Genomic DNA, 22,910 nt, shown 5'->3' on the forward strand with positions numbered 1-22,910 from the left:
CATAAACCTCCCTCTGAGGTGGAATTTTGACGCGGCTTAATCGAACTCGCGCGCGCTCCGAAGTATTCCGTTGGTCGAGCGCCCGCTTCCCCACGCTGTCGGCCGAGTACCTACCCCTCTACGACCACCCGGCCGACCATCCCCTGGTCCGCGTGGGGAGCGCAGACGTAGACGTAAGTGCCGGGCACACTGAAGGTGTGCTCGAACATCTCGCCGACTTCCACCACCATGAACGAGCGATTCCCCTCGTAGGTGGCGAACGGTTCCGCGCCCTCGGGGAGTTGGACCTTGGTCGAAGCCTCGGGTTTGGCGGTCACGTTGTGACCTTCGCTCTCGAAGGTCCATCGAACCGTGTCGCCGACCGAGATCTCGACCTCTTCGGGGACGAAGTTTAGGTAGTTGCCCTCCGGTCCGACTGCCACGTCCACCGTCTCGCCACCCGCCGGGGTGGTCGTCCGCTCGCCGTCGGCCGTGGTCTCGGCGCTCCGCTCGTACTGCCCCACGTACTGCGCCCGGTTCAGCGCGTTCTGCACGACGGCTTCGACCACCTGCGGGTACTCCGCACCGGGGTCGAGGTCCAGCGGCGATTCGAGCGCGTAGAGGCTGAACAGGTAGGTGTGCTGCGGGTCGCCCTCCGGCGGACACGGGCCGACGTAGCCGAGTTCGCCGGTGTCGTTCGCGCCCTGTACTGCGCCGCCGAGGTCGTCTACAGTCTCGCTCGTCGGGACGTTCTCCGGAATCTCGGTCGCGTCGGCCGGGACGTTCCAGAGCAACCAGTGGACGAACGGCGGGTTCGGCGCGTCGGGGTCGTCCATCACCAGCGCGAACGCTTCGGTCCCCTCGGGCGGGTTCGAGATGGTGAACGGCGGCGAGACGTTCTCCCCCTCGCAGGTGTACTGCGTCGGGATGGCCTCGCCGTTCTCCCACGCCTCGGTGGCGATGGTGAACTCCGCTCCGGTTCGAGGAGTCGTTTCCTGTACCTCGGTCGTCGTCTCTTGCCCACCGCGGTTCCCACTCGCCGTCAGCACTGTCGTCCCCCCAATCGTCGCGGCCACCGCGGCCGAGCGCAGAAGCGTGCGTCTGCGCATGTGACCGTGCTTCTACGCCGGTCCGGAAATAGTTACTCCAGCCACAGGTCTCCTCCCTCCGAGACCGGCGACGTCCGAACACGCGAAGGCAGACCGACCAACAGGCGATAGCAGGCCGACCGAACCACGGATTCCGCCTCGCCGACCGACCGTCTCGGGTGGGACTGAAAGGGGCCGCGCGCTCGCGGAGGCTTTTTAAACCGACACTAGTTCTACGATTTCTGCGGTGCGTGGTGGGGATTTCGAACCAACTCCGGCAAACTCTGATGTAGGGGAGTGGTTTATCAACCCGTGCGTCTTCTTCTCACGCAATGATCCAACTGGACCCGCCGAGAGAACGCGAGTGCCAGCGGTGCGGCCGACGCGACGTATGGGACGACGAGGTACGGAACTGGCGAATACAGGACGATTCGCGCGCGGGAGACCCCTTCTGCATCCACGAGTGGGACATCAACGGCGCGTATCAGCCGATTCGGGGGTAGCACCGGCGAGCGACTCGAAGAGTCGCCCCGAAACCCCCGGTGTTCGGTAAGAACCACACCTCTCTCAGCAAGAATTTCGTTTTCATAGCGATTGAAAATGTTTCCTAAGGATGTATAGAGCGTCCTGAGAACGGTACTCTCTTGTCTGGTCCTCCACGTTACCGGGGTCGCACCCGAACGTTCAAATCCGAGCGGGCGACGAACCGGAGATATGTTAGCAGTCGCCGGAGGAAAGGGCGGAGCAGGGAAGACGACCACGACGCTCGCACTCGCGGGGGCCCTCGTCCGCCAGCGAAGGACCGTCGTCGCGGTCGATGCCGACAGGGAGATGCCCGACCTACACGCGATGGCTGGCGTGTCGCGCGACCCCGGACTCGACGCCGTGGCCGCAGGGTGGTCGCCGCGGATGGTCGCCGCAACCGCCGATACGCCGACGCCCGGCGTCGAGGTTCTTCCCGCCGCGAGTGGGCCTCCGGCAGTCGAGAACTCCCGTTCCGCCGTACCCAGGCCGCTGGCGCGCGTCCGGGGATGCGCCGACGCCGTCCTCCTCGACTGCCCGGCAGGTGCGGGACCGGACGCGGTCGCGCCGCTCCGGGCCGCCGACGCCGCGTTGGTCGTGACCACCACCGACCCCGCCTGCCTGCGTGACGCGTCCAAGACCGCCGCGATGGCCCGCGAACTCGACACTCCGGTCGCGGGTGCGGTCGTCTCGCGGGCCGACGACCCGCCGGAGGGGGTCGATCGCCTGTTCGACTGCCCGGTCGTGGGCGTCGTCCCCGACGCTGGAATCGACTCGAACGACGCCGAGGTTCTGCGAGGCGGAAAACCGCTCGCAAGCGACAGGATACGGGCCGCATACGACAGCCTCGTGTCAGAACTTCAGCCCAAATACTTATGAAACAACGTCGCTTAATCGTGCAAATACGTGGCACGGCGTCTCTCGACGGGCATCGACGTGTTAGACAGAGAACTCGACGGAGGGCTACCGAAAGGGAGCATCGTTTCGCTCTCGGCCCCGCCGGCGAGTCAGGCAGAGCTACTGCTCTACGAGTTCACTTCGGCCCGCCAGACGCTCTACCTCTCGACAGACCGCGACGAGGCCGCCGTGACCAAGGCGCTGGAGCGCGCACCCGGCCACACGGGGTCGCCCGACGTGCGACGCGTCCCGGGCGACGCCCCGCTGGACCACTCTCAGCGCCTCTTTCGCCGACTTCCCGAGGACTCGAATCTCATCGTCGACCCCGTGGACCTGCTGGAGAAGCAAGACGAGGGCCGATATCGGAACTTCCTCAACGACCTCCAGAACCACCTCCACAACACGGAGGGGGTGGCGATTCTCCACTGTCTGGACGGCCGGTCGGTGCCGGACACCCGCGACGTGACCGAACACGTCGCCGACGTGGTGTTCCAACTCCACACGGAGTACTCCGGCGACACGGTCGAGACCCGTCTCGCGGTGCCCAAGTTCCGCGGCGGCCGGGCGCTCCCCGAGACCATCAAACTGGAACTCGCCGAATCGGTCCGCATCGACACGAGTCGGGACATCGCGTGAGACCGGACTTCTGACTCCTCCTCCGCCGAGCGCTTCGCGTGGTGTTCGGCGACGCGATAGCGTGCCGACCAGTCCTCGGATTCCGCCTCGCCGACCAACCGACCCGGGGGCTCTTTCTAACCTGCTTTGGTCCCGTTTCGTCGCTCGACTCCTTCACGCCTGTATCCCGGACGCCGATGCCGAGAGTTCGAGGCCCGGCGAGGACCCATCGAACACGAAACGTCGCCATGCGGACCATTGACGAGGTTCACATCGCTCCGCTCGGTCTACCGCGATTGCCGCTCCCCCACTGGCGCTCTCGGCCTTCCATCGCCCGACTCACTACGTTTCGAGTTCCGGATCGCCAGACGACGACCGACGGACCCGACCGCCAAAACCAGAATCGGGAGTCCCCAGAGTACGAGGACGAACTCGAACGAGTCACCGCATCCGCTCGTCGCCGACGATTCGCACGAGTACGTGGTCACGTCGTAGAGACCGACTACCGTCGGGGCGAGTCCGATTCCCGCCCAGAAGACGGCAACCCGCGTTACGAGGTCGTCTCACCACGAGTTCGGCGACGCCATCGGTTCACACCAATCACTACGGGAGAAGATACGTTCCGTCTGTGCCAGTTCGACGGACGCGGCGCTATCGGCGAAAAAGAAAGCAGGAACTGGTCGGGATTACTCCTCGGCGTCGCCTTCGGTTTCTTCGAGTTCTTCGACGATTTCGTCTTCGTCCACGTCGGCGTCTTCGAGCGCCTCTTCGAGGTCAGCGCCGCCCATGCCGCCGCCCATCATGCCGCCCATCGGGCCCATGCCGCCGCCCTCGATGGTCTCCTGGATGATGACGCGGTCGAGACCCAGTTGGTCCATGACGTTCTGGGCGATCTGCTGCTTCTGGAACATCCACTGCTGGTTCATCGCCAACTGCGGCGTGCTCTCGATGTAGAGCGTCTCCTTCTCGACCGTCTCGGTCTCGGTTTCCGGCTCGGCGTCCTCGTCGTCTTCGTCGGGTTCGACGACCGTCTCTTCTTCGACCTCGTCGGTCTGGATCCACATCTCGAGGTCGGCGTCGAGGAACATCGAGATGAGGCCCTGAGCCTGCTCGACGCGGTCCTCGACCTCGCCGACGATTTCGTAGTCGTACTCGATCTCCTCACCGGCCAGCGGGTGGTTGAAGTCCACGCGGGCGCGGCCGCCGATGATGGTCTCGACGTGGCCGTGGTCGCCGTCCACGTTGACGTGCGCGCCGGGGTAACGCTCGTCTTCCGGAATCTTGTCGGCGCTGACGGTCTTGACCTCGTCGGGGTCGTACTCGCCGAAGGCCTCTCCGGCGGGGATGGTCGTGCTTCCGGAGTGGCCGATCTCCTCGCCGATGATGTCCTCTTCGACGTTCTCGAAGATGTGGCCCTCGCCGAGGACGATAGTGCGCGGTTCGAACTCGCGCTCTTCCTCGTCGAGACCCTCTTCTTCGGCGACCTCGGGGTCGGTGGTGTCTACGACGTTGCCGTCCTCTACGGTGCGCGCAGTGTAGTCGAGGCGGATGAAGTCCCCTCGCTGGAGTCCCTCAGTGGCCTCGTCTTCGACTTCCGTTTGTTCTTCGTCGTCGGCCACGTCGGCCTCTTGTTCTTCACTCATACCCGAAACGTCGCTCGTTCCCCCCTTAAGAATCACGTTTCGGACCGCGGGCGGTTACGGGGGCCTCCGCGGAGGGATTCGCCGGTCTGTCACCGCGACTGCAGGCGATTCGAATCCCCGTCGGATGGAATTTCGGTACTCGTCACTCGCTGTTCGTCTCGGTCGACCGGTTTTCGTTTCGGTCGGCCGTTCCTCACCTCGGCTCGGAGCAATCTCGGCCGATTCGCTGGCGAGTGATGGGGAGTTGCGCCCTATCGAAACGATTTAAAGTCGTGGTCGGGTACAGGGAGGTATGAGTCAGTCGAAACAGAAGCAGGCGCGACGGTGCGTCTCCTGCGGGATCAACATCTCCGGGACGAACGCGGCGTCGTTCAAGTGCCCCGACTGCGGGCAGCAGATTTACCGCTGTGCCAAGTGTCGCAAGCAGAGCAACCTCTACGAGTGCCCCGACTGCGGGTTCATGGGACCGTAATCATGGGAAAGGTAGCCGCTAAAATCAAGGTCATGCCGGAGAGCCCCGAAATCGACCTCGACGACCTTCAGGAGCGTCTCGAAAGCTCGCTCCCCGAAGGAGCCAAAATCAACGGCTTCGAGCGCGACGAAGTCGCGTTCGGTCTCGTCGCCCTCCTGCCGACGGTCATCGTTCCCGACGACACCGGTGGCACCGAGGCCGTCGAAGAGAACTTCTCGAACGTCGAGAACGTCGAGAGCGTCGAAGTCCAGAACGTCGGTCGAATATAAGCGGTTTTTACTCGATTCGTTTTTCCCGGTCGTCCGCAACCGAACAGCTACGCGACTGCAATCACGACCGCAGTCACGAGGAAGGCAGTCGTTTCGACTGTTCCAACCCAGACCTCCTTCTGGACCTCGGCCGCGGTCTCGGGCGGTTCGCCCGACTGTAGGTATCGCCGGAAGTAGACTCCGGTATCGAGCGCCTGCTGTCGGTTCCTGGCAACGTACACGGTCTTGGCACCGACCGCAAGAGCGAGAACGAAGAGACTGAGCGCCGCGACCGCGTTACTTCTCGTGATAAGGGCGAGGCCCAACAGGACGAACGCCACGAGATACCCGAGTAACGGAACGTGCTGGACGACGGAGGCCGTCTCGTCGGTCACGTGTCGGTCTTCCCGAGAAAGGGGTGCGTGAAAACGGTTCCCCAAACTGCCCGTCGTTCGACCCGACTCGGGGCGGCGCTCCGGCGGGTCGAACTCGCTCCTCAGACGCCAGTGCCCGTCGAGGCGTCCGGCAGGTCGAACTTCTCCGCGTCGATGTCGAGTTCGTCCAGCGCGGCCTCGAGGTGGCGCTCCTCGGCGAAGTCGGCGCCGTCCTCCTCGCGGATGCGCTGGGCGGTCGCCAGCACTTCGCCGCGTCGGTCGTCGGGAATCGCCCACTTGTCGGTCGAGAGTTCGATGACGAGTCCGTTGTGGTCCTGCGTGTAGAGCGAGTGGAAGATGCCGCGGTCGAACTCGTTGTAGCCTCGCCCGGCGTCTTCGAGGGCCTCGCGCACCTCCACGAACTTCTCGGGGTCGATACTGAACGAGAGGTGGTGGACCCCGCCGACGCCCGTGCGCTGGGGCCGAGGGTCCGAATCGCGGTCGTCGCTCACGAAGAAGGTGACGATGCGTCCGTCGCCCGAGTCGAAGAAGAGGTGAGTCTGGGAGGGGTCGTCGAGATTCGGTTGCCGGAGGACCAGCGGCATCCCGAGGATGTCCCGGTAGAACTCGATGGTGTCCTCGGCGTTGCTTCCGACGAGAGTGACGTGGTCGGTTCCGGTGGTGTGCATCGGACTGTCCGGCGGGTCGGCGGAGATCTCGAAGTCGTCTGCGGGTCGGCGTCGGTCTGGCATGCGTCCCGGTAGTCGCTCCGAGATAATAGGTTTCAGGTAACACTCGCGTCACCGAGACGAGACGCACCTTTCGAAAACGAGTCCCTCGGGTGCTATTCGAGCGCCGCGTCGAACGCCTGCTGGAGGTCGGCCTTCAGGTCCTCGACGTTCTCGATGCCGATGCTCGCCCGAATCAGACCGTCACGAAGCCCGGCCGCCACTCGCTCCTCCTTCGGAATCGCGGCGTGGGTCATCGTCGCTGGCTGTTCGATGAGGCTCTCGACGCCGCCCAGACTCTCGGCGAGCGTGAAGACCTCGGTCTCGCTCACTACGTCGGCGGTCTCTTCGAGCGAGGCGTCCATCTCGAAACTGACCATGCCGCCGAAGTCGTCCATCTGTTCGGCGGCGAGGTCGTGGTCCGGGTGGGACTCCAGTCCGGGGTAGTAGACACGGTCTACGTCGTCGTGAGACTCTAGCCACTCGGCGAGCGCGCGGGCGTTGTCGCAGTGGCGGTCCATCCGGACCGGGAGGGTCTTGGTCCCGCGGAGAACGAGGAAGCAGTCGTGGGGACCGGGAGTCGCACCGACGCTGTTCTGGTAGAAGCCGAACTGGTCGTCAAGTTCCTCGTCGTCGGTCACCAGGGCCCCGCCGACCACGTCGGAGTGGCCGCCCATGTACTTGGTGAGCGAGTGCGTCACCGCGTCCGCGCCGAGGTCGAGCGGGCGCTGGAGATACGGCGTGGCGAAGGTGTTGTCCACGACCGAGAGCGCGTCGTACTCGTCTGCGATTTCCGCGGTGCCCTCGATGTCCACGATATTGAGCAGGGGATTGGTCGGCGTCTCGACCCAGACCAACTCGGTCGAATCGCGCATGGCTGCCTCGGTCTCGCCGAGGTCGGTCATGTCCACGAAGTCGAATTCGAGGTCGTACTGGTCGTAGACCTGCGTGAAGATTCGGTGGGTACCGCCGTACACGTCCTCGCTGGCGACGACGTGGTCGCCGGACTCGAGCAGGTTCAGAACCGTGTTTATCGCGCCCATCCCGCTCGAAAAGGCGCGGCCGTACTCGCCGCCTTCGAGGCTGGCGACGTTGGCCTCGAGGTCCGTGCGCGTGGGGTTGCCCGTCCGGGAGTACTCGTAGCCGCGGTGTTCGCCCGGCGCGTCCTGTTCGTAGGTGGAGTTGGCGTAGATGGGGGTCATCAGCGCTCCGGTCTCCTCGTCGGGTTCCTGTCCGGCGTGAATCGACCGCGTCTCGAATCTGAACTCCTCGTCGTCGGCCATGTGGAAACCGAGGACCGGGCGGCAGGTTACTCTTGTCCTTCCGGCGCGCTCGGCGCGACGTTCGAGTCCGAAGAACGCGGAACGTGCCATTTATAACGGAGACAGAACAAGAGGAAGGTACGACTATGCCGAGTTCGAACGGACCCTACCACAGCACTCGTGATAAACTCTCGAACGACCACCGAGAGCGCGGTACCTCCCCGCCTCAGCGCGCCGTCCAGCAGTACGAGGAGGGCCAGAAGGTCCACCTCAAAATCGACCCGAGCGTCGAGAAGGGCCGATTCCACCCGCGCTTCGACGGCCAGACCGGCGAAGTCGTCGGTAAGCAGGGCGCGGCCTACAAGGTCGGTATCAACGACCGCGGCAAGGACAAGACCCTCATCGTCACCCCCGCGCACCTGAAAGCGCAGGAATAGCATGACGATATTCAAGGAGAAGGTCCACGAGGAGCACCTGACCACGGCGGAGGCCAAAGAACTCCTCGCGGGCGTCGAGGAGGAGCGCGCGCTCGACGAGGACCGGGAGATGCGCTACGAGTTGGCCCGCGCCATCGAACACGTCAACCGATTCGCCACGCTCGACGCCGAGGAGTCCCGCGAACTCGTAGAGGAACTGCTCGAACTCGACAAGGTGGACGAGCCGACGGCGTACAAAATCACCGACATCCTGCCGAAAGACCGGGACGAACTCCGCGCGGTGTACGCCCAAGAGCGCTACACTCTCTCGGGTGACGAACTCGACGACATCCTGAACGTCGTCGCCAAATACGACTGATTGCCACCAACTCTTTAAGTAGTTCGTCGCCGTATTCCATGACAATGAGCGAACAGAATCACGACGAGAAGCGGGTGCCAGCAGTCGTGCTGGACTATCTCCCACACGGTCGCGCCGACGACGATAGACCACAGCATCAGAAATCCGCGCTGACCTACGCGCTCGGAATCGAGGAGTTCCGACTGTTCGAGGTCACGCTCGAAGAGGACGTGAGTTTCACCATCACCGACCGACTCGACGCCGACCGGTCGAACGACCTCGTCGCGAGCGTGCGGGAAATCGAATACGAGGACCTCTCCGGGGCGGCCCAGTCGGAACTCGAACACGCCATCCGGGACGTGGTGGAGTCGAACGACCGCCGATTCGTGGACTTCTACAACGACGCCCAACCGATCACGCTACGACTCCACCAGTTGAATCTCTTGCCCGGCATCGGGAAGAAACTCCGGAACAACATTCTAGAGGAGCGAAAGCGAAAGCCCTTCGAGAGTTTCGGCGACTTGGAGGAACGGGTGTCCGGACTTCACGACCCGAAAGAGGTGCTGGTCGAGCGCATCTTGGAGGAACTCCGCGAGGAGGACCTGAAGTATCGGACGTTCGTGCGCGTCGAAGAACAACAGCAGTAAGCGGCCTCTTTTCGGGTTTAGTCGGGGTTCGGGACGCGAACACGACGGGATTCCGCTGTCGATGGACAGACGTGACGGAGAAGCTAGCGACTCCGTGAGTCTCTTAGACCGCAACTGCCCAGCACCGCACTGCGACTGTGGGCGTGAGGGACTGGTAGGAGCTAGCTACTCCTCGAGCCACGGAGCTACCGCACACGCACAACACCGCGCCAGCACTCGCCGGATGTGGATTATTCGAATCTACACAATTAAATAACTTGCTTAAAACCATCCATATACGCTTTTAGCGGCTCTGTGTATGGTTTAAAGCGACACGGCCGCCCAACTCGATTTCTGACACGTTCCGACAAACTCGGTGGGTTTACCCACGTTCGGTATCTACCCCGAGACAACATGACCGACGCACGCGATTCGGGGGCTTCCCCCCGAGACCCCGACGCCTTGCTCAGACGGGCGGGCGTCCGCGGCAATCCCGACCGAGACCAGCACTTCCTCGTGGACGACCGCGTTCTCGACCGTCTACCCGGATACGCGGAGGAAGCCGGGTTCGACCTGTCGCACGTCCTCGAAATCGGGCCGGGCAACGGCGCGCTGACCGACCGCCTGCTCGGAGTCGCCGACGAAGTGACCGCAGTCGAGCGTGACCCCAACCTCGCGGCGTTCCTGCGCGAGGAGTTCGCCGACGAAATCGCGGCCGGACGCCTGACGGTCGTGGAGGGCGACGCGCTGGAGGTCGAACTCCCAGATTTCACCGCTTCCGTCTCGAACCTCCCCTACGGCGTCTCCAGCGAGATTACCTTCCGACTGCTCCCGCGGGGCGAACCCACGGTCCTCATGTTCCAGAAGGAGTTCGCCGAGCGCATGGCGGCCGGCGTGGGCACCGACGACTACGGCCGCCTCTCGGTCTCGGCCCAGCACTACGCCGAGGTGGAGGTCGTCGAACCCGTGCCGAAGGAGGCGTTCTCGCCGCCGCCGGAGGTCGAGAGCGCCGTCGTCCGGACCACGCCGCGCGCCCCCGACTACGAGGTCGGGGACGAGGCGTTCTTCCTCCGGTTCGTGAAGGCCGTCTTCACCCAGCGCCGCAAGACCCTCCGGAACGCGATTCGGAACACCGGCCACATCTCGGGGCTTGACGACGCCGACGCTCCGGTCGAGGCCATCGCCGAGGGGGAGACCGACCTCGACCCCGACGTGCTGAGCAAGCGCGCGGGCAAGATTCCGCCAGCGACGTTCGCGGCGCTGGCGACGGTCGCCGACGAGTACGGGCGAGGCGGTGACCGACCGTGAGCGGCCTCGTAGCTGGAATCCTCTCGACCATCGACCAGTTGGCGACCTTCACGGAGACCCAGCAGGTCGCGGCGACCGTCGGTATCCTCCTCGGTCTCGTCGCCGCGGTCTGGGCCGCCCGGTACGTCCAACCGAAGCTTCGGCGACGGTTTCCCCGGCACGTCGGCAACGTGATGTTGCTCGCGGCCTTCGGGACGCTTCTGCTGGCGGCGGTAGTCAGTCTGCTCGTCCTCTGGGAGCAAGCCACGACTACCGCCAACGCGCTCGACCAGATCAACAACACCGCCGGGAAGGGCGTCAAGATACTCGTCGCGCTAGCGGTGCTGGCGAGTGCCTACATCGTGACCGGGTTCGTGAAGAAGGCCATCGACCGATTCGTAGAGGGCCACGAGACCATCAGCCAGCACCAGAGCGAAATCGTCTACCGAGTGTCGCAACTCACCGTGTACGTCTCGGCAGTCGCCATCATCCTCGGCCTCTGGAACGTGGACCTCAGCGGCCTGCTGGTCGGGGCCGGGTTCCTCGGTATCGTGGTCGGTATGGCCGCCCGCCAGACCCTCGGCGCGCTGCTCGCGGGGTTCGTGTTGATGTTCTCCCGGCCCTTCGAAATCGGCGATTGGGTAGAAATCGACGACGAGGAGGGCATCGTGACCGACATCTCCATCGTCAACACCCGCATCCAGACGTTCGCTGGCGAGTACGTGATGATACCCAACGACATCGTTAGCGGAACCAAAATCGTCAACAAGAGTCGGAAGGGCCGACTCCGAATCGAAGTCGAGGTCGGCGTCGACTACGAGGCCGACGTCGAGCGCGCGGCCGACCTCGCACAGGAGACGATAAAGGACTTGGACGAAGTGCTGACCGTGCCGACCCCGAAGGTAGTCCTCAAGGAGTTCGGCGACTCCGCGGTCACGCTCGTCCTGCGCTTCTGGATAGACAAGCCGAGCGCCCGCAGGCAGTGGCGCGCCCGCACCGCGGTCATCGAGTCGGTCAAGTCGGCCTTCGACGACGAGGACGTCAAGATTCCGTTCCCCCAGCGCGAACTCACCGGCCGCGAGGAGTCGGGCGGTTTCCGGGTAGGTAGTGAGTCCGACGTACCGGAGACCACCGCCGACGGAGGCGTGACCGACGACGCGTCGGAACCGCGCGAGGCGAGCGAGGTGAACGACGAGTGACCGACCTCGCCGACCGCCGGGACGCCGAAACCGAGGTGTACCAACCCGCCGAGGACTCCCACCTTCTGGCCGACGCCGCCATCGCCGACCTCCAGGCCCACCCGCCGTCGCTTGCGCTGGAGGTCGGCACCGGGTCGGGGTACGTCGCACAGCGAGTCGCGGACGAGACCGGTGCGCGCGTCCTCGGGTCGGACCTGAATCCTCACGCCTGCGCGCAGACCCGCGAGCGCGGCGTGGAGGCGGTCCGGGCCGACCTGCTCGAACCCTTCCGGTCGGGCGTCTTCGAGGCCGTCCTCTTCAACGCGCCCTACCTGCCGACCGACCCCGACGACGAGCGAGACGACTGGATGGAGGTCGCGCTCTCGGGCGGCGAGGACGGCCGGGAGGTCATCGAACCGTTCCTCGGGTCCGTGGGCCGGGTCCTCGCGCCGGAGGGCGCTGTCTACCTGTTAGTGAGCAGTCTCACGGGCGTCGACGAGGTGGTCGAACTGGCCGCCGCCGAGGGGTTCTCGGCGGTGGCGCTCCGGGACGAGTCGTTCCCCTTCGAGACGCTGACGGTGCTGAAGCTAGTTCGCTGAGGTGGTCGCATTTATCGGGTTCGGTAACTGGTAGAGGTTTCCGGTGGTGTCTCGGTTCTCGATGGTCCGGAGTGTGCGGCCGTTCACCGCGACCTCGAACTCCTGGTACTCGGTCGGCAGACTCGTCGCGAGGCGCACGTCGGTCGCTACCCGACAGTCTTCGGGAGCGGATTTCCGTTTGCCCTCGTCCGACGTTTCGGTTTCGTCGGGCGCGGTTTCGAGGTCGATTCGGTAGGTTTCTGGCGCTGTCCGACTCACGTTCGCCGAGACGGTCTGCCCCCGGTCTTGGACCACGGTGGCGTTTAGCGTCACGGCGAACGAGTGGCCGACTGCGACCTCGTGGGCCCATCCGGCGTGAGCGCGTGTTTCGAGGCAGGTTCCGCCTGACTCGCTCACCGAGAAGGGCGGCGATTCGGGGTCCGGTCCGGGGTCTGCCTGTCCGACCGGGCTCCCGAACCCGGCCCATCCTATCGCACCGACGACGAGTCCGAAAGCGAACGCGGCGACGATTGCAGTGATGAAGTTTCTCATCGTTTACACGTCTGCGACGCGACCGAAGTACTTTCTCCTCGGTTCGTGAGTCGTGGTACCACCCAACTATGAACGTCGGTAATTTCCCGAGTGGAAAATATTAAGCATCGGCATTGCGTAGGTCGGGGTACATGACAGAACGCGTCGCGACGACACCGGGAGTGTATCCACTTCCGGACTGGGCGAAGGAAGACTTGGCCGACCTGAAGGGCCATCAGAAACACGACCTCGTCGACGGTGACGAGGGCGAGGAGATAACCTCGGTCTACGAGCAGGCCCGCGAAGAAGTGATCGGCCGACAGCAGGACGTCGGACTCGACCGCGTGGTCGAGGGGCAACTCCGATGGGACGACATGCTCGCACATCCTCTCGCGGTCCACGACGCGGTCGAGACCCGCGGCATCGTCCGGTACTACGACAACAACAACTTCTACCGGGACCCGGTCGTGACCGACGACCTGACCTTCGACGGCGACGTCGCCGGAGAGTTAGAGGCCGCGAGCGAGTTCGCGGATTCGGACTCCCTCCAGGCGGTCGTGCCCGGTCCGTACTCGCTGGCCGACCTCGCCACCGACGAGTACTACGGCGACGACGCCGAGTTCCTGGACGCCATCGCCGACTTCCTCGCTGGTGAAGTATCGGCGTTCCCCGAGGTCGAGACGCTGTTCGTCCTCGAACCGTCGCTGGTCGAGAACGCGCCGGGTGAAAGCGAAGACGAACGCGCCAGTGAGGCCATCGACGCAGTGACCACTGCCGCCCCGGACGACACCGACGTAGTGGTTCAGACCTACTGGGGTGCGCTCGACGAGAAGGTCCACGCTCACCTGTTGGACGCCGACTTCGACGCGCTCGGCTACGACTTCGTGGCGAACCACGAAGACAACCTCTACAACATCAACGAGTACGGCACCAAAGACTCCATCGCCGCGGGAGTCGTCGACGGCCAGAACACGCTGGTCGAAGAGCCAGAGCAGATCGCCGAACGCGCCGACTGGCTCGAAGAGAACACGCCCGCGGCCGACTTCGAGACCATCTACCTGACGCCCAACACCGAACTGTTCTACCTGCCCTACTCGACGTTCGAGGAGAAACTCGCCGCGCTCGGCGAGGCGACCGACATCGCAGAGGTGAAAGCATGAGCCAGAACCGCGACCAGTTCCGCCCCGCGAATCACCCGAACGACCACTTCCTGCTGACGACCGTCGTCGGAAGCTACCCGAAGCCCAAGTGGGTAGACCGCGCCCGCGACCTCCACGAGGACGAGGACGCCGACTTCGACGATGCTGCTTGGCAGGAGGCCAAGGACGACGCCGCGCGACTCATCACCGGCGAACACGAGCGCGCCGGACTCGACGTGGTGGTGGACGGCGAGATGCGCCGCAACGAGATGGTCGAGTACTTCGCCCACCGCATCGACGGTTACGAGTTCAACGGGCCGGTGAAGGTGTGGGGCCACAACACCTTCGACAAGCCCTCGGTCGTCTCGGACGTAGAGTACGACGAGACGTGGCTCGTGGACGAGTACGAGTTCACCGCGAGCGTCTCGGACCGGCCGGTCAAGGTGCCGATTACGGGCCCCTACACGCTGGCGAACTGGAGCTTCAACGAGGCCTACGAGGATACCGAGGCGCTGGCCAACGACCTCGCGGACCTCGTGAACGAGGAGGTCGAGAAACTGGTCGAGGCGGGCGCTCGCTACGTCCAGATCGACGAGCCTGCGCTGGCCACGACGCCCGACGACCACGCCATCGTCGGCGACTGTCTCGAACGCATCGTGGACGGGATTCCGGACGACGTGCGCGTCGGTCTCCACGTCTGTTACGGCGACTACTCGCGCATCTATCCGGAGATTCTGGAGTTCCCGGTCGACGAGTTCGACCTCGAACTCGCCAACGGCGACTACGAGCAGTTGGACGTGTTCAAGGACCCCGAGTTCACGGCGGACCTCGCGCTCGGCGTCGTCGACGCCCACGTCGCCGACGTGGAGTCGGTACCCGAAATAAAGGAGAACATCCAGAAGGGACTGGAAGTCGTCCCGCCCGAACAACTGACAGTCAGTCCGGACTGCGGGCTGAAACTCCTCCCGCGCGAGGTGGCGTACGAGAAGATGGCGAACCTCGTGCGCGCCGCGCGCGAGGTCGAGCAGGAACTCGACGCCGGCGAGATCGATGTCGAGCGGTCGGCCGTGACCGCCGACGACTGACCGCCACGACTCGACTGGCTACTGATGACTCTCGCCGGAGGTGGCTAACAGGCGGTGCGCGTGCGGTCGACTCCGGAACGCCGCGCGCCGCGCGACCGCAGACGCGTCCCGGCCCGATTCAGGTCACGGGTCGAGTTCGTCCCGTTTTCTTACTTGAAGTTTCGTGCGATGGGGGTCCTGTCGAATCACTCGATTGAGTTTCTGACCGGACGCGTGCGGAGCCGTGAGGTTCGCGGTCGCCGTGGGGTGCTGTGCGGTCGCGGTCGGTCGAAACCTCCGGTTCCAACGGGGCCATCGAAGTCGTTCTGAAGGAAGTATCTATCAGTGTCTAATAATCGAATATGTGTCTAAAAGGAAGGCGTGTTGTCCTGCCGTCGGTCCACGCCCGGCCGTTCTGGACGTCCGTGTAGTTGTCGGTGGTGCCGCAGTAGCCCTCGCAGCTCCCGCCACCGACCGAAATCGTCACCGAGTCGGTGTCGGTCGCGTCCGCGTCGTCGGCGTACTCGTACTTCGTGTAGCCCAAGCAGTCGCCCGAACCGGTCGTGGTATCGTCAGAGGTCAATATGTGAATATACCCATCGATAAAACGAATAATATAGTTCGAGGGAGAGCAGACGGGGCAATCCGGTAGCGAGCGAGAAAGTGACTGCTTCTCTACACCAATCGCGTTCAGCAAAAGTATTAGTGAGTATACCTGGCAACTCGATGTAATGAGCATCGAATCGACCGGCACGGCAGGCGGACGAACCGACTCCGTGACCCACCGACCGACATGACGAGCCACGACATCAACCTGACCGTCGACGGGACCGACGAGGAACTGATCGTCGAAGCCCGGACCCTGCTCGTCCACGCGCTTCGGGACGAACTCGGCTACACCGCCCCCAACGTCGGATGCGAGTCCGGCAAGTGCGGGGCCTGCACCGTCCACCTCGACGGCGAAGCCGTGAAGTCCTGCACCGTCCTCGCAGTCCAGGCCGACGGCTCGGAAGTCACCACGGCCGCGGGACTGGCGGAAGGCGACGACCTCCACCCGATCCAGCAGGCGTTCCGCGAGGAACACGGTCTCCAGTGTGGCTACTGCACGCCCGGCATGGTGATGACCGCGACCGACCTGCTCGAAACGGAGTCCGACCCCGACCGCGACGAGATTCGGACCGCGCTCAAGGGGAACGTCTGTCGATGCACGGGCTATCAGAACATCGTCGATGCGGTCGAGTCGGCCGCCGAGGACCTGCGCGACCCGAACACTGTCGAAACGCCCACCGAGAACCCACCGGGAGGCGGAAACTGATGTTCCCGCCGGAGTTCGACTACTACCGAGCAACCAGCGTCGAGGAGGCCCTCGAACTGCTCGAAACCCACGCCGACGTGGACTCGGCGCTCCTCGCCGGCGGCCACGGCCTGCTTCCCGACGCGAAGACCGGGGAGGCGGCCCCGGAGGTCGCAATCGACATCGCCGGAATCGACGCGCTCCGCGGGGTCGAGAAGGCCGAGTCGTTCGACTCGGCCAAAGCCGGCGACTCGGACGACTCGGGCCAAGCGGTCAGTCCAGTCGCGATCGGCGCACTCACGACTCACGTCACTGTCTCGGAGTCGGACGCGGTGGCGGCCGTGGCTCCGGTTCTCGCCGAGGCCGCGGGGGAGGTCGGCGACGTGCAGGTGCGCAACCGCGGAACCATCGGCGGAAACCTCGCGGAGGCCGACCCGGCCGCCGATCTCCCGGCAGCGATGATCGCCGCGGACGCCACCCTCGTCGTCCGCGGGCGAGACGGCGAGCGCGAAGTTCCGGCCGACCAGTTCTTCCAGGACGCGGGCGGGACCGACCTCGGCGACCGGGAACTCCTGACCGATATTCGGGTTCCGGGAACCGAGGCGGACGACGGAGACGCCGTACCCGCCGCGGGTGGCGCGTACGCGAAGAAGACTCACCCGGCCACGGGGTACGCGCTCGTCGGGGTCGCAGCCTCGCTCCGAATCGCGGACCGAACCGTGACCGACGCGCGCCTCGCGGCCAGCGGCGTGGCCGACGGTCCAGTACGACTGACCGCAGTCGAGGAGTCGCTCGCGGCCGAAGACGTTCTCGTCGGTGGCGACCCCGATCGGGACGCACTCGCCGCCGCGGCTGAGCGCGCGGGTGAGACCCTCGACCCGGCCGAGGTTCGCTCGGACGTGGCAGCCTCCGGGGAGTTCCGACTCCACCTGCTGGAGTCCTACGCCGAGCGCGCGCTGAGCACGGCGCTCGACCGCGTCCAGTCGGGTGCGTGCAGAGCGCGCCGACTCGGAGGTGGCGACCGATGAGTGACGCGACGAGCGCGCCCGACGAGGCGGGTCAACGGGACGCGGATAAGCGCGACGCGGACCAGCGCGACGCTGACGGGGCCGGTGAGCGCGCCGAGGTGGCCGACGAGAAACTTGTCGGGGAAGGAGTCTCGCGCCGGGAAGACGACGCCCTGCTCCGGGGAACGGCCGAGTTCACCGACGACCTGCGCGCGCCGGGGATGGCCTATCTGCAGTTCGTCCGGAGCGAGCGCGGTCACGCCCGAGTCGCGGGCGTCGACGCCGAAGAGGTGGCCGAGCGCGACGACGTGGTCGCGGTGTTCACCTGGGACGACGTGGCGGCCTCCGACGCGCCCGGCGTCCTTCCCATCACCACGGGACCGCTCGACTGCGACCCGCCGGGCCACCCCGTGCTGGCCCGCGAACGAGTCCGGTATCAGGGCCAGCCAATCGCCGCGGTGGTGGCCGAGGACCGCTACGCCGCGGCCGACGCGGCCCGCGCGGTCGAAGTCGAGTACGACCCCCTCGACGCGGTGGTGGACCCCGTGGCGGCGACCGAGGAGGGCGCGCCGACTCTCTTCGAGGACGCGCCCGACAACGTGGCAGTCACGACCGAACTGGGCGACGAAGACGCGACCGACGCGGCGTTCGCCGAGGCCGACCGCGTCGTCTCGCTCGACTCGGAGAACAATCGGCTCATGCCGACCGCGATGGAACCCCGGGCCGCGCTCGCGCGGTGGTCGGCGAGCGACGAGCGGTTGACCGTCGAGATGACCGCGCAGGGGCCTCACAGCCAGCGTCGAAAGCTCTCGCACTCGCTCGGCCTGCCCGAGCGGGACGTCCGAGTCTCGGTGCCCCGAGTCGGCGGCGGATTCGGCCACAAGAACACGCCCTACCCCGGCGAGGCGATGGCCGGGTGGGCCGCGATGGAACTCGGCCGCCCGGTCAAGTGGACCGCGACCCGGCGAGGCAACTACCTCGCGGGCAACCACGGCCGGGACCACCGGACCAGCGCCGAAATCGCGGTGGACGACGACGGGGAGATTCGAGGGATTCGGGTCGAAACGTGGGCGAACACGGGCGGGTACGGACTCGGCGTCGGTCCGGCGATGCCCGGAAGTTACGGGACGCTACTCGCCAGTCAGTACGACGTTCCGGCCATCTACTGCGAGACCACCGTGGCGTTCACCAACACCGCGCCGGTCCACTCCTACCGGGGGGCCGGCCGGCCCGAAGCCATCTACGTCACGGAGCGACTGGTGGACGCCGCGGCCCGCGAACTCGCGACCGACCCCGTGGAACTCCGCCGCCGGAACCAACTCGCACCCGAGGACTTGCCGCACGAGACCGCGGTCGGGGCGTCCTACGACAGCGGCGACTACGAGGCAACGATGGACGAGGCGCTCGACGCCATCGACTACGAGGGCCTGCGCGCGACCGAACGCGACGACGAGGGACGCTACGTCGGCGTCGGTGTGGCGTGCCTCGTAGAATCGACCGGTTTCGGCGTCGAGAGCGGCGTCGTCCGCGTGGACCCCGAAGGTAGCGTCCGGGTCTCCGCCGGAACCCACTCCCACGGACAGGGCCACGAGACGACCTACGCACAGATCGTGGCCGACGAACTCGGCGTGAGTTACGACGACGTGACGGTCTCGGAGGGCGACACCGACGAGATTCCGCAGGGGACCGGTACCTTCGCCAGTCGAAGCACCATCGCGGGCGGCAACGCGGTCGCAGCGAGCGCCCGCGACGTCCGGGAGAAGGCCCGCCGAATCGCGGCCACCCTGCTCGACGCCGACCCGGAGGCGGTCGCGCTCGAAGACAGCGAGTTCCGAGTCGCCGGAGCGACGGAAACGCGTAACTTCGCCGAGGTCGCCGCGGCGGCCTACCGGCCGGGTCTCCCCGAGGACCTCTCGCCGGGGCTCGAAGCCACCACGTTCTACGAGGCCGACGGGACGACCTACCCCCACGGCACCCACGTCGCGGTCGTGGCGGTGGACCCCGACACGGGCGAAATAGACGTTCCGCGCTACGTGGCGGCCGACGACTGCGGCGAGCGAATCAACCCGACCATCGTGGAAGGACAGATTCACGGCGGGGTCGCACAGGGAATCGGACAGGCCCGATACGAGCAGACCGTCTACGACGACGACGGGACGCTGGTGACGGATTCGATGCAGGAGTACGCCGTCCCCCGGGCGTTCGACGTCCCGGAGATGGAGACCCGCGAGACGGTGACGCCCTCGCCGCGGAACGAACTCGGCGTGAAGGGCGTCGGCGAGGCCGGAACTATCGGTGCGCCGCCCGCGCTGGTGAACGCGGTCGTCGACGCACTCGCACCGCTCGGCGTCCGGCACCTCGACATGCCACTGACCGACGAGACGGTGTGGCGCGCGATTCGGGACGCCGAGGAGAGCCGAGAAACCGACGAGTAATCGCTCGACACCAGCGGATTTATCCACCAGTTGGAGCAAACTCGTCCGTGGTCTCCGAACCGGGAACGTCGGTCGAGAGCAGTGGGTCGTCCACCGAGAACCGTGAGTCGTCTGCCGAGAGTGACTCGTCTCCCGACCCGGTGGAAGCCCGCCTCGAAGACGCCTTGGAACGAGTCGCCCACGGTGCGACCGTCTCGGTTCCGGCCATCTTGCTCCAGCGGGGATTCACGCTGGCGTTCACCGCCATCCTGACGAACGGGTTCGCCGCGAGTTCCTACGGTGCGTTCGCGCTGGCGCGACGACTCCAGCGGTTTCTCCTCCGACTCGCGCTGGGGTTCCGGAGCGGACTGAGCAGGTTTCTGCCCAACGCGGAGTCGGCCGAGGAGCGGGACGCCCTCGCCACGTTCGCGAGTCTGCTGTTGGTCGGGGTCGCCACGGCGTTCGGGGTCGTGCTGTTCGCGGCCGCGCCGCTCGTGACTGAGTTGGCCGACGAAGGCGAGCAGTTCCGGCTGTTTCTGCAAGTTTTCGCGGTCGGCCTGCCCGCGGGCGTGTGGCTGTTCACCGTCACCGAGATTCTTCGGGGCATCGAAGCGGTCGGCCCGCTGAATCTCACGCTCCGGGTCGGCTTCCCGACCGCACAACTGGCCGTCGGTGCGGTCGCCGCCTATCTCTTCCACGACCTCGCGCTGGCGGCCGTGGGCGTGATGCTCGTCATGGGGCTGACCGGAGTCGCCGCCGCGGGGTGGCTGGCGCGCGAGCGCGGGTTCCGACCTCGGCTTCGCGGCGTCGACGCGGGTCGACTCCGCCGGAAGTATCTGCGATTCACGCTCCCGCTGTTCGTCGGTGGGTTCGCCACGACGACCCAGCGACTCGGGTTCTACCCGCTCATCGCGGTGTTCCTGTCGAGCGTGGCCGGCGGCGTGTTCGCGGTCGGGGTCCTGCTGGGCACGCTGGTCCGGTTGCCGCTGATGGGTATCAACCAGTTCATCCCGCCGGTCGCGGCCGCGCTCAACGAGGAGGGCCACCGCGAGGCCCTGCGACGACTCTACCACGTCACCAGCAGGCTAGTGCTGGTCGGGGTCACGGCGCTCTCGATTCCAGTCGTGGTGTATCGAGAGTCCGTAATGAGGCTGTTCGGGCCGACGTTCGTGGAGTACGCGCCGCTCCTGCCGGGGTTCATCGTCGCGCAGTACGCCGCGTGCGCCGCGGGGAGCGTCGGCATCCTCCTGACGATGACAGACAACCAGCGGGCGCTCCTCGTGGTCAACGTGGTGATTACCGCGTTCTTGGCCGTGACCGCGATTCCGCTAACGACCCAGTTCGGACTTCCAGGACTGGTAATCAGCTACGTGCTGATGCTCACCGTGAACAACGGTCTCGAAGTCGCGGTGCTGTACTATCTCGAGGGGCTACAGCCGTTCACGCGCCTCCACGCGAAACCGCTGATAGCGGCGGTGCCGCTCGCGCTGGTCGCGCTGGGCGTCAAAGTCGCGGTGCCGGGGGCCGTCGCTCCGGTGACCGGGAGCGCGGCAGGGCTGTTGGCGTACGCTAAGTCGCTTCAGTTACTGGGGTTCACGCAGGTCGAGCGACGGTTGGGCGCGTCGCTCGTCGGTCGGTATCGGGAGGCGCTGTCGGAGGGATGGCGGTAACGGCCGGTTACGACTCGTCCAAAATCTGGTCCGCGAGCGTCGGCACGAAGGTTCCCACGTCCGTCACCATGCCGATGGCTTGTGCGCTTCCGCGGTCGAGCAGTTGCGTCACCGTCGCGGGGTTGATGTCGACGCAGACGACGCGCGTCGTCGAGGACAGGCAGTTGCCGACCGCGACCGAGTGGAGGAGCGTGGCGAGCATCAGGACGAGGTCCGCCTCGTGGGCCTGCTCGCGGATGGCGTTCTGGGCTTCGACCGAGTCGGTAATCGTGTCCGGGAGCGGGCCGTCGTCCCGAATGGACCCCGCGAGGACGTAGGGCACGTCGTTGTCGACGCACTCGTACATCACGCCGTCTTCGACGAGTCCCTGTTCGACCGCTTGCTCGATACCGCCCGCGCGGATAATCTCGCTGATTGTGTAGATGTGGTGTTTGTGTCCCTTCCGGGGGTTTTCGAGCGTCTCCACGTCCATCCCGAGCGAGGTGCCGTACTGGCCGCGTTCGAGGTCGTGAACCGCGAAGCCGTTGCCCGCCGAGAGCATGTCGACGTAGCCCTCGCGGACGAGTCGCGCGAAGGCGTCGCCCGCGCCCGAGTGGACGAGCGCAGGCCCGGCGACTGCCAGCACCGACCCGCCGTCGGCTTTCGTCTCTTCGATGGCGTCGGCGATTTCGCGGATGAGCGACTCCGACGGGCGCTCGGCCGAGACGCCGCCCTGCATGAACCCGAAGGGGCTTCCCGACCCGCGCGGACGCTCGGGCGGATCGACGCGGACGCCCGCCTCGTCCGTGACCACCAAGTCGTCTTCTTCGATGGCGTTCAGTACCTTCGTGTAGGCTCGCGGGCCGCCCTCGGCGTCCGGTTCCACGACGACAGCACAGTCCATCTCGACGTTCTGCACCGGAAGCCACTCGCCTTCGAACCTGACCTGTGTGGGATGGTTCGTAGTCGAGTAGAAGCCATGGGGTACCACCCGGTCTGCCGGGGCGGGCTTCAGCGTCGCGTTCGGTGGATCGGGGAGGTGCGCGCCGTTCTGGTGGAGCTCGTGCAAAATCTCGCGGAGGTTCTCCTCGTCGTCGGCCGTCACCGTCATCCGGCAGTACGACTCCTCGTCTTTGTGCTTGCCTACGTCGAAGACCTCGACGTCGAAGTTGCCGCCGAGGTCCATCACCACGCCGAAACACTGCTGCATCATCCCCGAGTCGATGACGTGTCCTTCCAGTTCGACCGTGCGTGCGACTGTCATCGTCTCGTTGACGGACGGGCGAGGCATGAACGTTGCGTTGGTGGTGGTTTTGTCGGACGGCTCGACGACCGTGGCCGTCGCTAGCGACTGTGAGGGTCCCGTTCGAAATGAAAACGGCCCACTGCAGCACGGTGCTGCAGCGGGCCGGTGTATGAGTGGGAGGCGGCGAATCGGGGTTTCCAGAGGCTCGCGCACTCCAGTACTGGCCGAAACGCAGGCGGGCTTAACTTCCGTGTTCGGGATGGGTACGGGTGTCGCCCCGCCGCTCTGGCCGCCT

25 protein-coding genes and 1 rRNA gene are annotated in these 22,910 nt (G+C 65.7%); 17 read left to right on the forward strand and 9 right to left on the reverse strand.

The genetic code is table 11. The features are described 5' to 3' along the window. Nucleotides 1-110 precede the first annotated feature (110 nt). A complete protein-coding gene (locus E2484_RS23300; RefSeq protein ID WP_137287590.1) occupies nt 111-1,088 on the reverse strand; it encodes a YbhB/YbcL family Raf kinase inhibitor-like protein in 978 nt (325 codons plus the stop codon). 311 nt (nt 1,089-1,399) lie between these two features. Here E2484_RS23300 and E2484_RS25320 point away from each other — a divergent pair, with 311 nt between their 5' ends. From E2484_RS25320 to E2484_RS23310, 3 genes are all read left to right on the forward strand, one after another. After that, entirely contained in the window at nt 1,400-1,570 is a 171-nt protein-coding gene (locus E2484_RS25320) for an HEWD family protein (RefSeq protein WP_170977473.1), read from the forward strand. A gap of 211 nt (nt 1,571-1,781) precedes the next feature. After that, nucleotides 1,782-2,468: a MinD/ParA family ATP-binding protein gene (locus E2484_RS23305; protein ID WP_137287591.1), complete on the forward strand. Its 687-nt coding sequence runs from the start codon at nt 1,782-1,784 to the stop codon at nt 2,466-2,468. Between the two features lie 27 nt (nt 2,469-2,495). Next, the gene (locus tag E2484_RS23310; RefSeq protein ID WP_137287592.1) at nt 2,496-3,122 is read left to right on the forward strand and encodes an RAD55 family ATPase; all 627 of its coding nucleotides are present in this window, start codon (nt 2,496-2,498) and stop codon (nt 3,120-3,122) included. Between the two features lie 665 nt (nt 3,123-3,787). On the opposite strand, the gene E2484_RS23315 is transcribed toward E2484_RS23310, so the two are convergent. After that, a complete protein-coding gene (locus E2484_RS23315; protein WP_137287593.1) occupies nt 3,788-4,744 on the reverse strand; it encodes an FKBP-type peptidyl-prolyl cis-trans isomerase in 957 nt (318 codons plus the stop codon). A 292-nt stretch (nt 4,745-5,036) separates the two neighbouring features. On the opposite strand from E2484_RS23315, the gene E2484_RS23320 reads away from it, so the two are divergent. Next, on the forward strand, nt 5,037-5,216 hold the full coding sequence (locus E2484_RS23320; RefSeq protein WP_128478397.1) for an HVO_2753 family zinc finger protein: 180 nt from the start codon (nt 5,037-5,039) through the stop codon (nt 5,214-5,216). A gap of 2 nt (nt 5,217-5,218) precedes the next feature. Further along, entirely contained in the window at nt 5,219-5,485 is a 267-nt protein-coding gene (locus tag E2484_RS23325) for an elongation factor 1-beta (RefSeq protein WP_137287594.1), read from the forward strand. Nucleotides 5,486-5,532: 47 nt separating this feature from the next. Here the strand turns inward: E2484_RS23325 and E2484_RS23330 are convergent, their stop codons facing one another. From E2484_RS23330 to E2484_RS23340, 3 genes are all read right to left on the reverse strand, one after another. Beyond that, the gene (locus E2484_RS23330) at nt 5,533-5,859 is read right to left on the reverse strand and encodes a hypothetical protein (protein WP_137287595.1); all 327 of its coding nucleotides are present in this window, start codon (nt 5,857-5,859) and stop codon (nt 5,533-5,535) included. A 101-nt stretch (nt 5,860-5,960) separates the two neighbouring features. Continuing rightward, nucleotides 5,961-6,590: a VOC family protein gene (locus E2484_RS23335; protein ID WP_137287596.1), complete on the reverse strand. Its 630-nt coding sequence runs from the start codon at nt 6,588-6,590 to the stop codon at nt 5,961-5,963. Nucleotides 6,591-6,682: 92 nt separating this feature from the next. After that, nucleotides 6,683-7,849, reverse strand: a complete 1,167-nt coding sequence (locus tag E2484_RS23340) for a cystathionine gamma-synthase (protein WP_137287597.1) — start codon at nt 7,847-7,849, stop codon at nt 6,683-6,685. Nucleotides 7,850-7,974: 125 nt separating this feature from the next. On the opposite strand from E2484_RS23340, the gene E2484_RS23345 reads away from it, so the two are divergent. The 6 genes from E2484_RS23345 to E2484_RS23370 all read left to right on the forward strand — a co-directional run bounded on the left by E2484_RS23345 (nt 7,975) and on the right by E2484_RS23370 (nt 12,292). Then, a complete protein-coding gene (locus E2484_RS23345; RefSeq protein ID WP_137287598.1) occupies nt 7,975-8,265 on the forward strand; it encodes a 50S ribosomal protein L21e in 291 nt (96 codons plus the stop codon). A gap of 1 nt (nt 8,266) precedes the next feature. Beyond that, a complete protein-coding gene (locus tag E2484_RS23350) occupies nt 8,267-8,623 on the forward strand; it encodes an RNA polymerase Rpb4 family protein (RefSeq protein ID WP_137287599.1) in 357 nt (118 codons plus the stop codon). 44 nt (nt 8,624-8,667) lie between these two features. Beyond that, on the forward strand, nt 8,668-9,249 hold the full coding sequence (locus E2484_RS23355; protein ID WP_137287600.1) for a DUF655 domain-containing protein: 582 nt from the start codon (nt 8,668-8,670) through the stop codon (nt 9,247-9,249). A gap of 393 nt (nt 9,250-9,642) precedes the next feature. After that, nucleotides 9,643-10,536 carry a 16S ribosomal RNA methyltransferase A gene (locus E2484_RS23360; RefSeq protein WP_137287601.1) on the forward strand — a complete coding sequence of 298 codons (894 nt, stop codon included), beginning with the start codon at nt 9,643-9,645 and terminating at the stop codon, nt 10,534-10,536. After that, nucleotides 10,533-11,714, forward strand: a complete 1,182-nt coding sequence (locus tag E2484_RS23365) for a mechanosensitive ion channel family protein (RefSeq protein ID WP_321113045.1) — start codon at nt 10,533-10,535, stop codon at nt 11,712-11,714. The genes E2484_RS23360 and E2484_RS23365 overlap by 4 nt, the downstream gene beginning before the upstream one ends. Then, the gene (locus E2484_RS23370) at nt 11,711-12,292 is read left to right on the forward strand and encodes a HemK2/MTQ2 family protein methyltransferase (RefSeq protein WP_137287602.1); all 582 of its coding nucleotides are present in this window, start codon (nt 11,711-11,713) and stop codon (nt 12,290-12,292) included. The genes E2484_RS23365 and E2484_RS23370 overlap by 4 nt, the downstream gene beginning before the upstream one ends. Here E2484_RS23370 and E2484_RS23375 read toward each other — a convergent pair. Further along, the gene (locus E2484_RS23375) at nt 12,281-12,823 is read right to left on the reverse strand and encodes a hypothetical protein (protein ID WP_137287603.1); all 543 of its coding nucleotides are present in this window, start codon (nt 12,821-12,823) and stop codon (nt 12,281-12,283) included. The genes E2484_RS23370 and E2484_RS23375 overlap by 12 nt on opposite strands. A 131-nt stretch (nt 12,824-12,954) precedes the next feature. Between E2484_RS23375 and E2484_RS23380 the strand changes: the two genes are divergently transcribed. Both E2484_RS23380 and E2484_RS23385 read left to right on the forward strand, forming a co-directional pair. Then, a complete protein-coding gene (locus E2484_RS23380) occupies nt 12,955-13,962 on the forward strand; it encodes a 5-methyltetrahydropteroyltriglutamate--homocysteine methyltransferase (RefSeq protein WP_137287604.1) in 1,008 nt (335 codons plus the stop codon). Further along, nucleotides 13,959-15,026: a methionine synthase gene (locus E2484_RS23385; RefSeq protein WP_137287605.1), complete on the forward strand. Its 1,068-nt coding sequence runs from the start codon at nt 13,959-13,961 to the stop codon at nt 15,024-15,026. The genes E2484_RS23380 and E2484_RS23385 overlap by 4 nt, the downstream gene beginning before the upstream one ends. A gap of 328 nt (nt 15,027-15,354) precedes the next feature. Here the strand turns inward: E2484_RS23385 and E2484_RS23390 are convergent, their stop codons facing one another. Beyond that, on the reverse strand, nt 15,355-15,588 hold the full coding sequence (locus E2484_RS23390; RefSeq protein ID WP_137287606.1) for a hypothetical protein: 234 nt from the start codon (nt 15,586-15,588) through the stop codon (nt 15,355-15,357). A 210-nt stretch (nt 15,589-15,798) separates the two neighbouring features. Between E2484_RS23390 and E2484_RS23395 the strand changes: the two genes are divergently transcribed. From E2484_RS23395 to E2484_RS23410, 4 genes are read left to right on the forward strand one after another with little or no spacing between them, the layout of a single operon-like run. Then, a complete protein-coding gene (locus E2484_RS23395) occupies nt 15,799-16,320 on the forward strand; it encodes a (2Fe-2S)-binding protein (RefSeq protein ID WP_137287607.1) in 522 nt (173 codons plus the stop codon). Continuing rightward, nucleotides 16,320-17,327 (forward strand): FAD binding domain-containing protein, encoded by a 1,008-nt coding sequence (locus E2484_RS23400; RefSeq protein WP_137287608.1) that lies wholly within the window; start codon nt 16,320-16,322, stop codon nt 17,325-17,327. Before E2484_RS23395 ends, E2484_RS23400 begins: the two co-directional genes overlap by 1 nt. Continuing rightward, nucleotides 17,324-19,741, forward strand: coding sequence for a xanthine dehydrogenase family protein molybdopterin-binding subunit (locus E2484_RS23405; protein WP_137287609.1), 2,418 nt, complete (start codon nt 17,324-17,326; stop codon nt 19,739-19,741). The genes E2484_RS23400 and E2484_RS23405 overlap by 4 nt, the downstream gene beginning before the upstream one ends. Nucleotides 19,742-19,788: 47 nt before the next feature. Further along, on the forward strand, nt 19,789-21,390 hold the full coding sequence (locus E2484_RS23410; RefSeq protein WP_137287610.1) for a lipopolysaccharide biosynthesis protein: 1,602 nt from the start codon (nt 19,789-19,791) through the stop codon (nt 21,388-21,390). Between the two features lie 7 nt (nt 21,391-21,397). Here E2484_RS23410 and E2484_RS23415 read toward each other — a convergent pair whose 3' ends face one another. Next, the gene (locus E2484_RS23415) at nt 21,398-22,633 is read right to left on the reverse strand and encodes an ornithine cyclodeaminase, nickel-pincer nucleotide-dependent (RefSeq protein ID WP_137287611.1); all 1,236 of its coding nucleotides are present in this window, start codon (nt 22,631-22,633) and stop codon (nt 21,398-21,400) included. A 157-nt stretch (nt 22,634-22,790) separates the two neighbouring features. After that, a 5S ribosomal RNA gene (gene rrf, locus E2484_RS23420) occupies nt 22,791-22,910 on the reverse strand; the annotation flags it as partial.

Source organism: Halorussus salinisoli (assembly GCA_005239435.1).
GTDB lineage: Archaea > Halobacteriota > Halobacteria > Halobacteriales > Haladaptataceae > Halorussus > Halorussus salinisoli.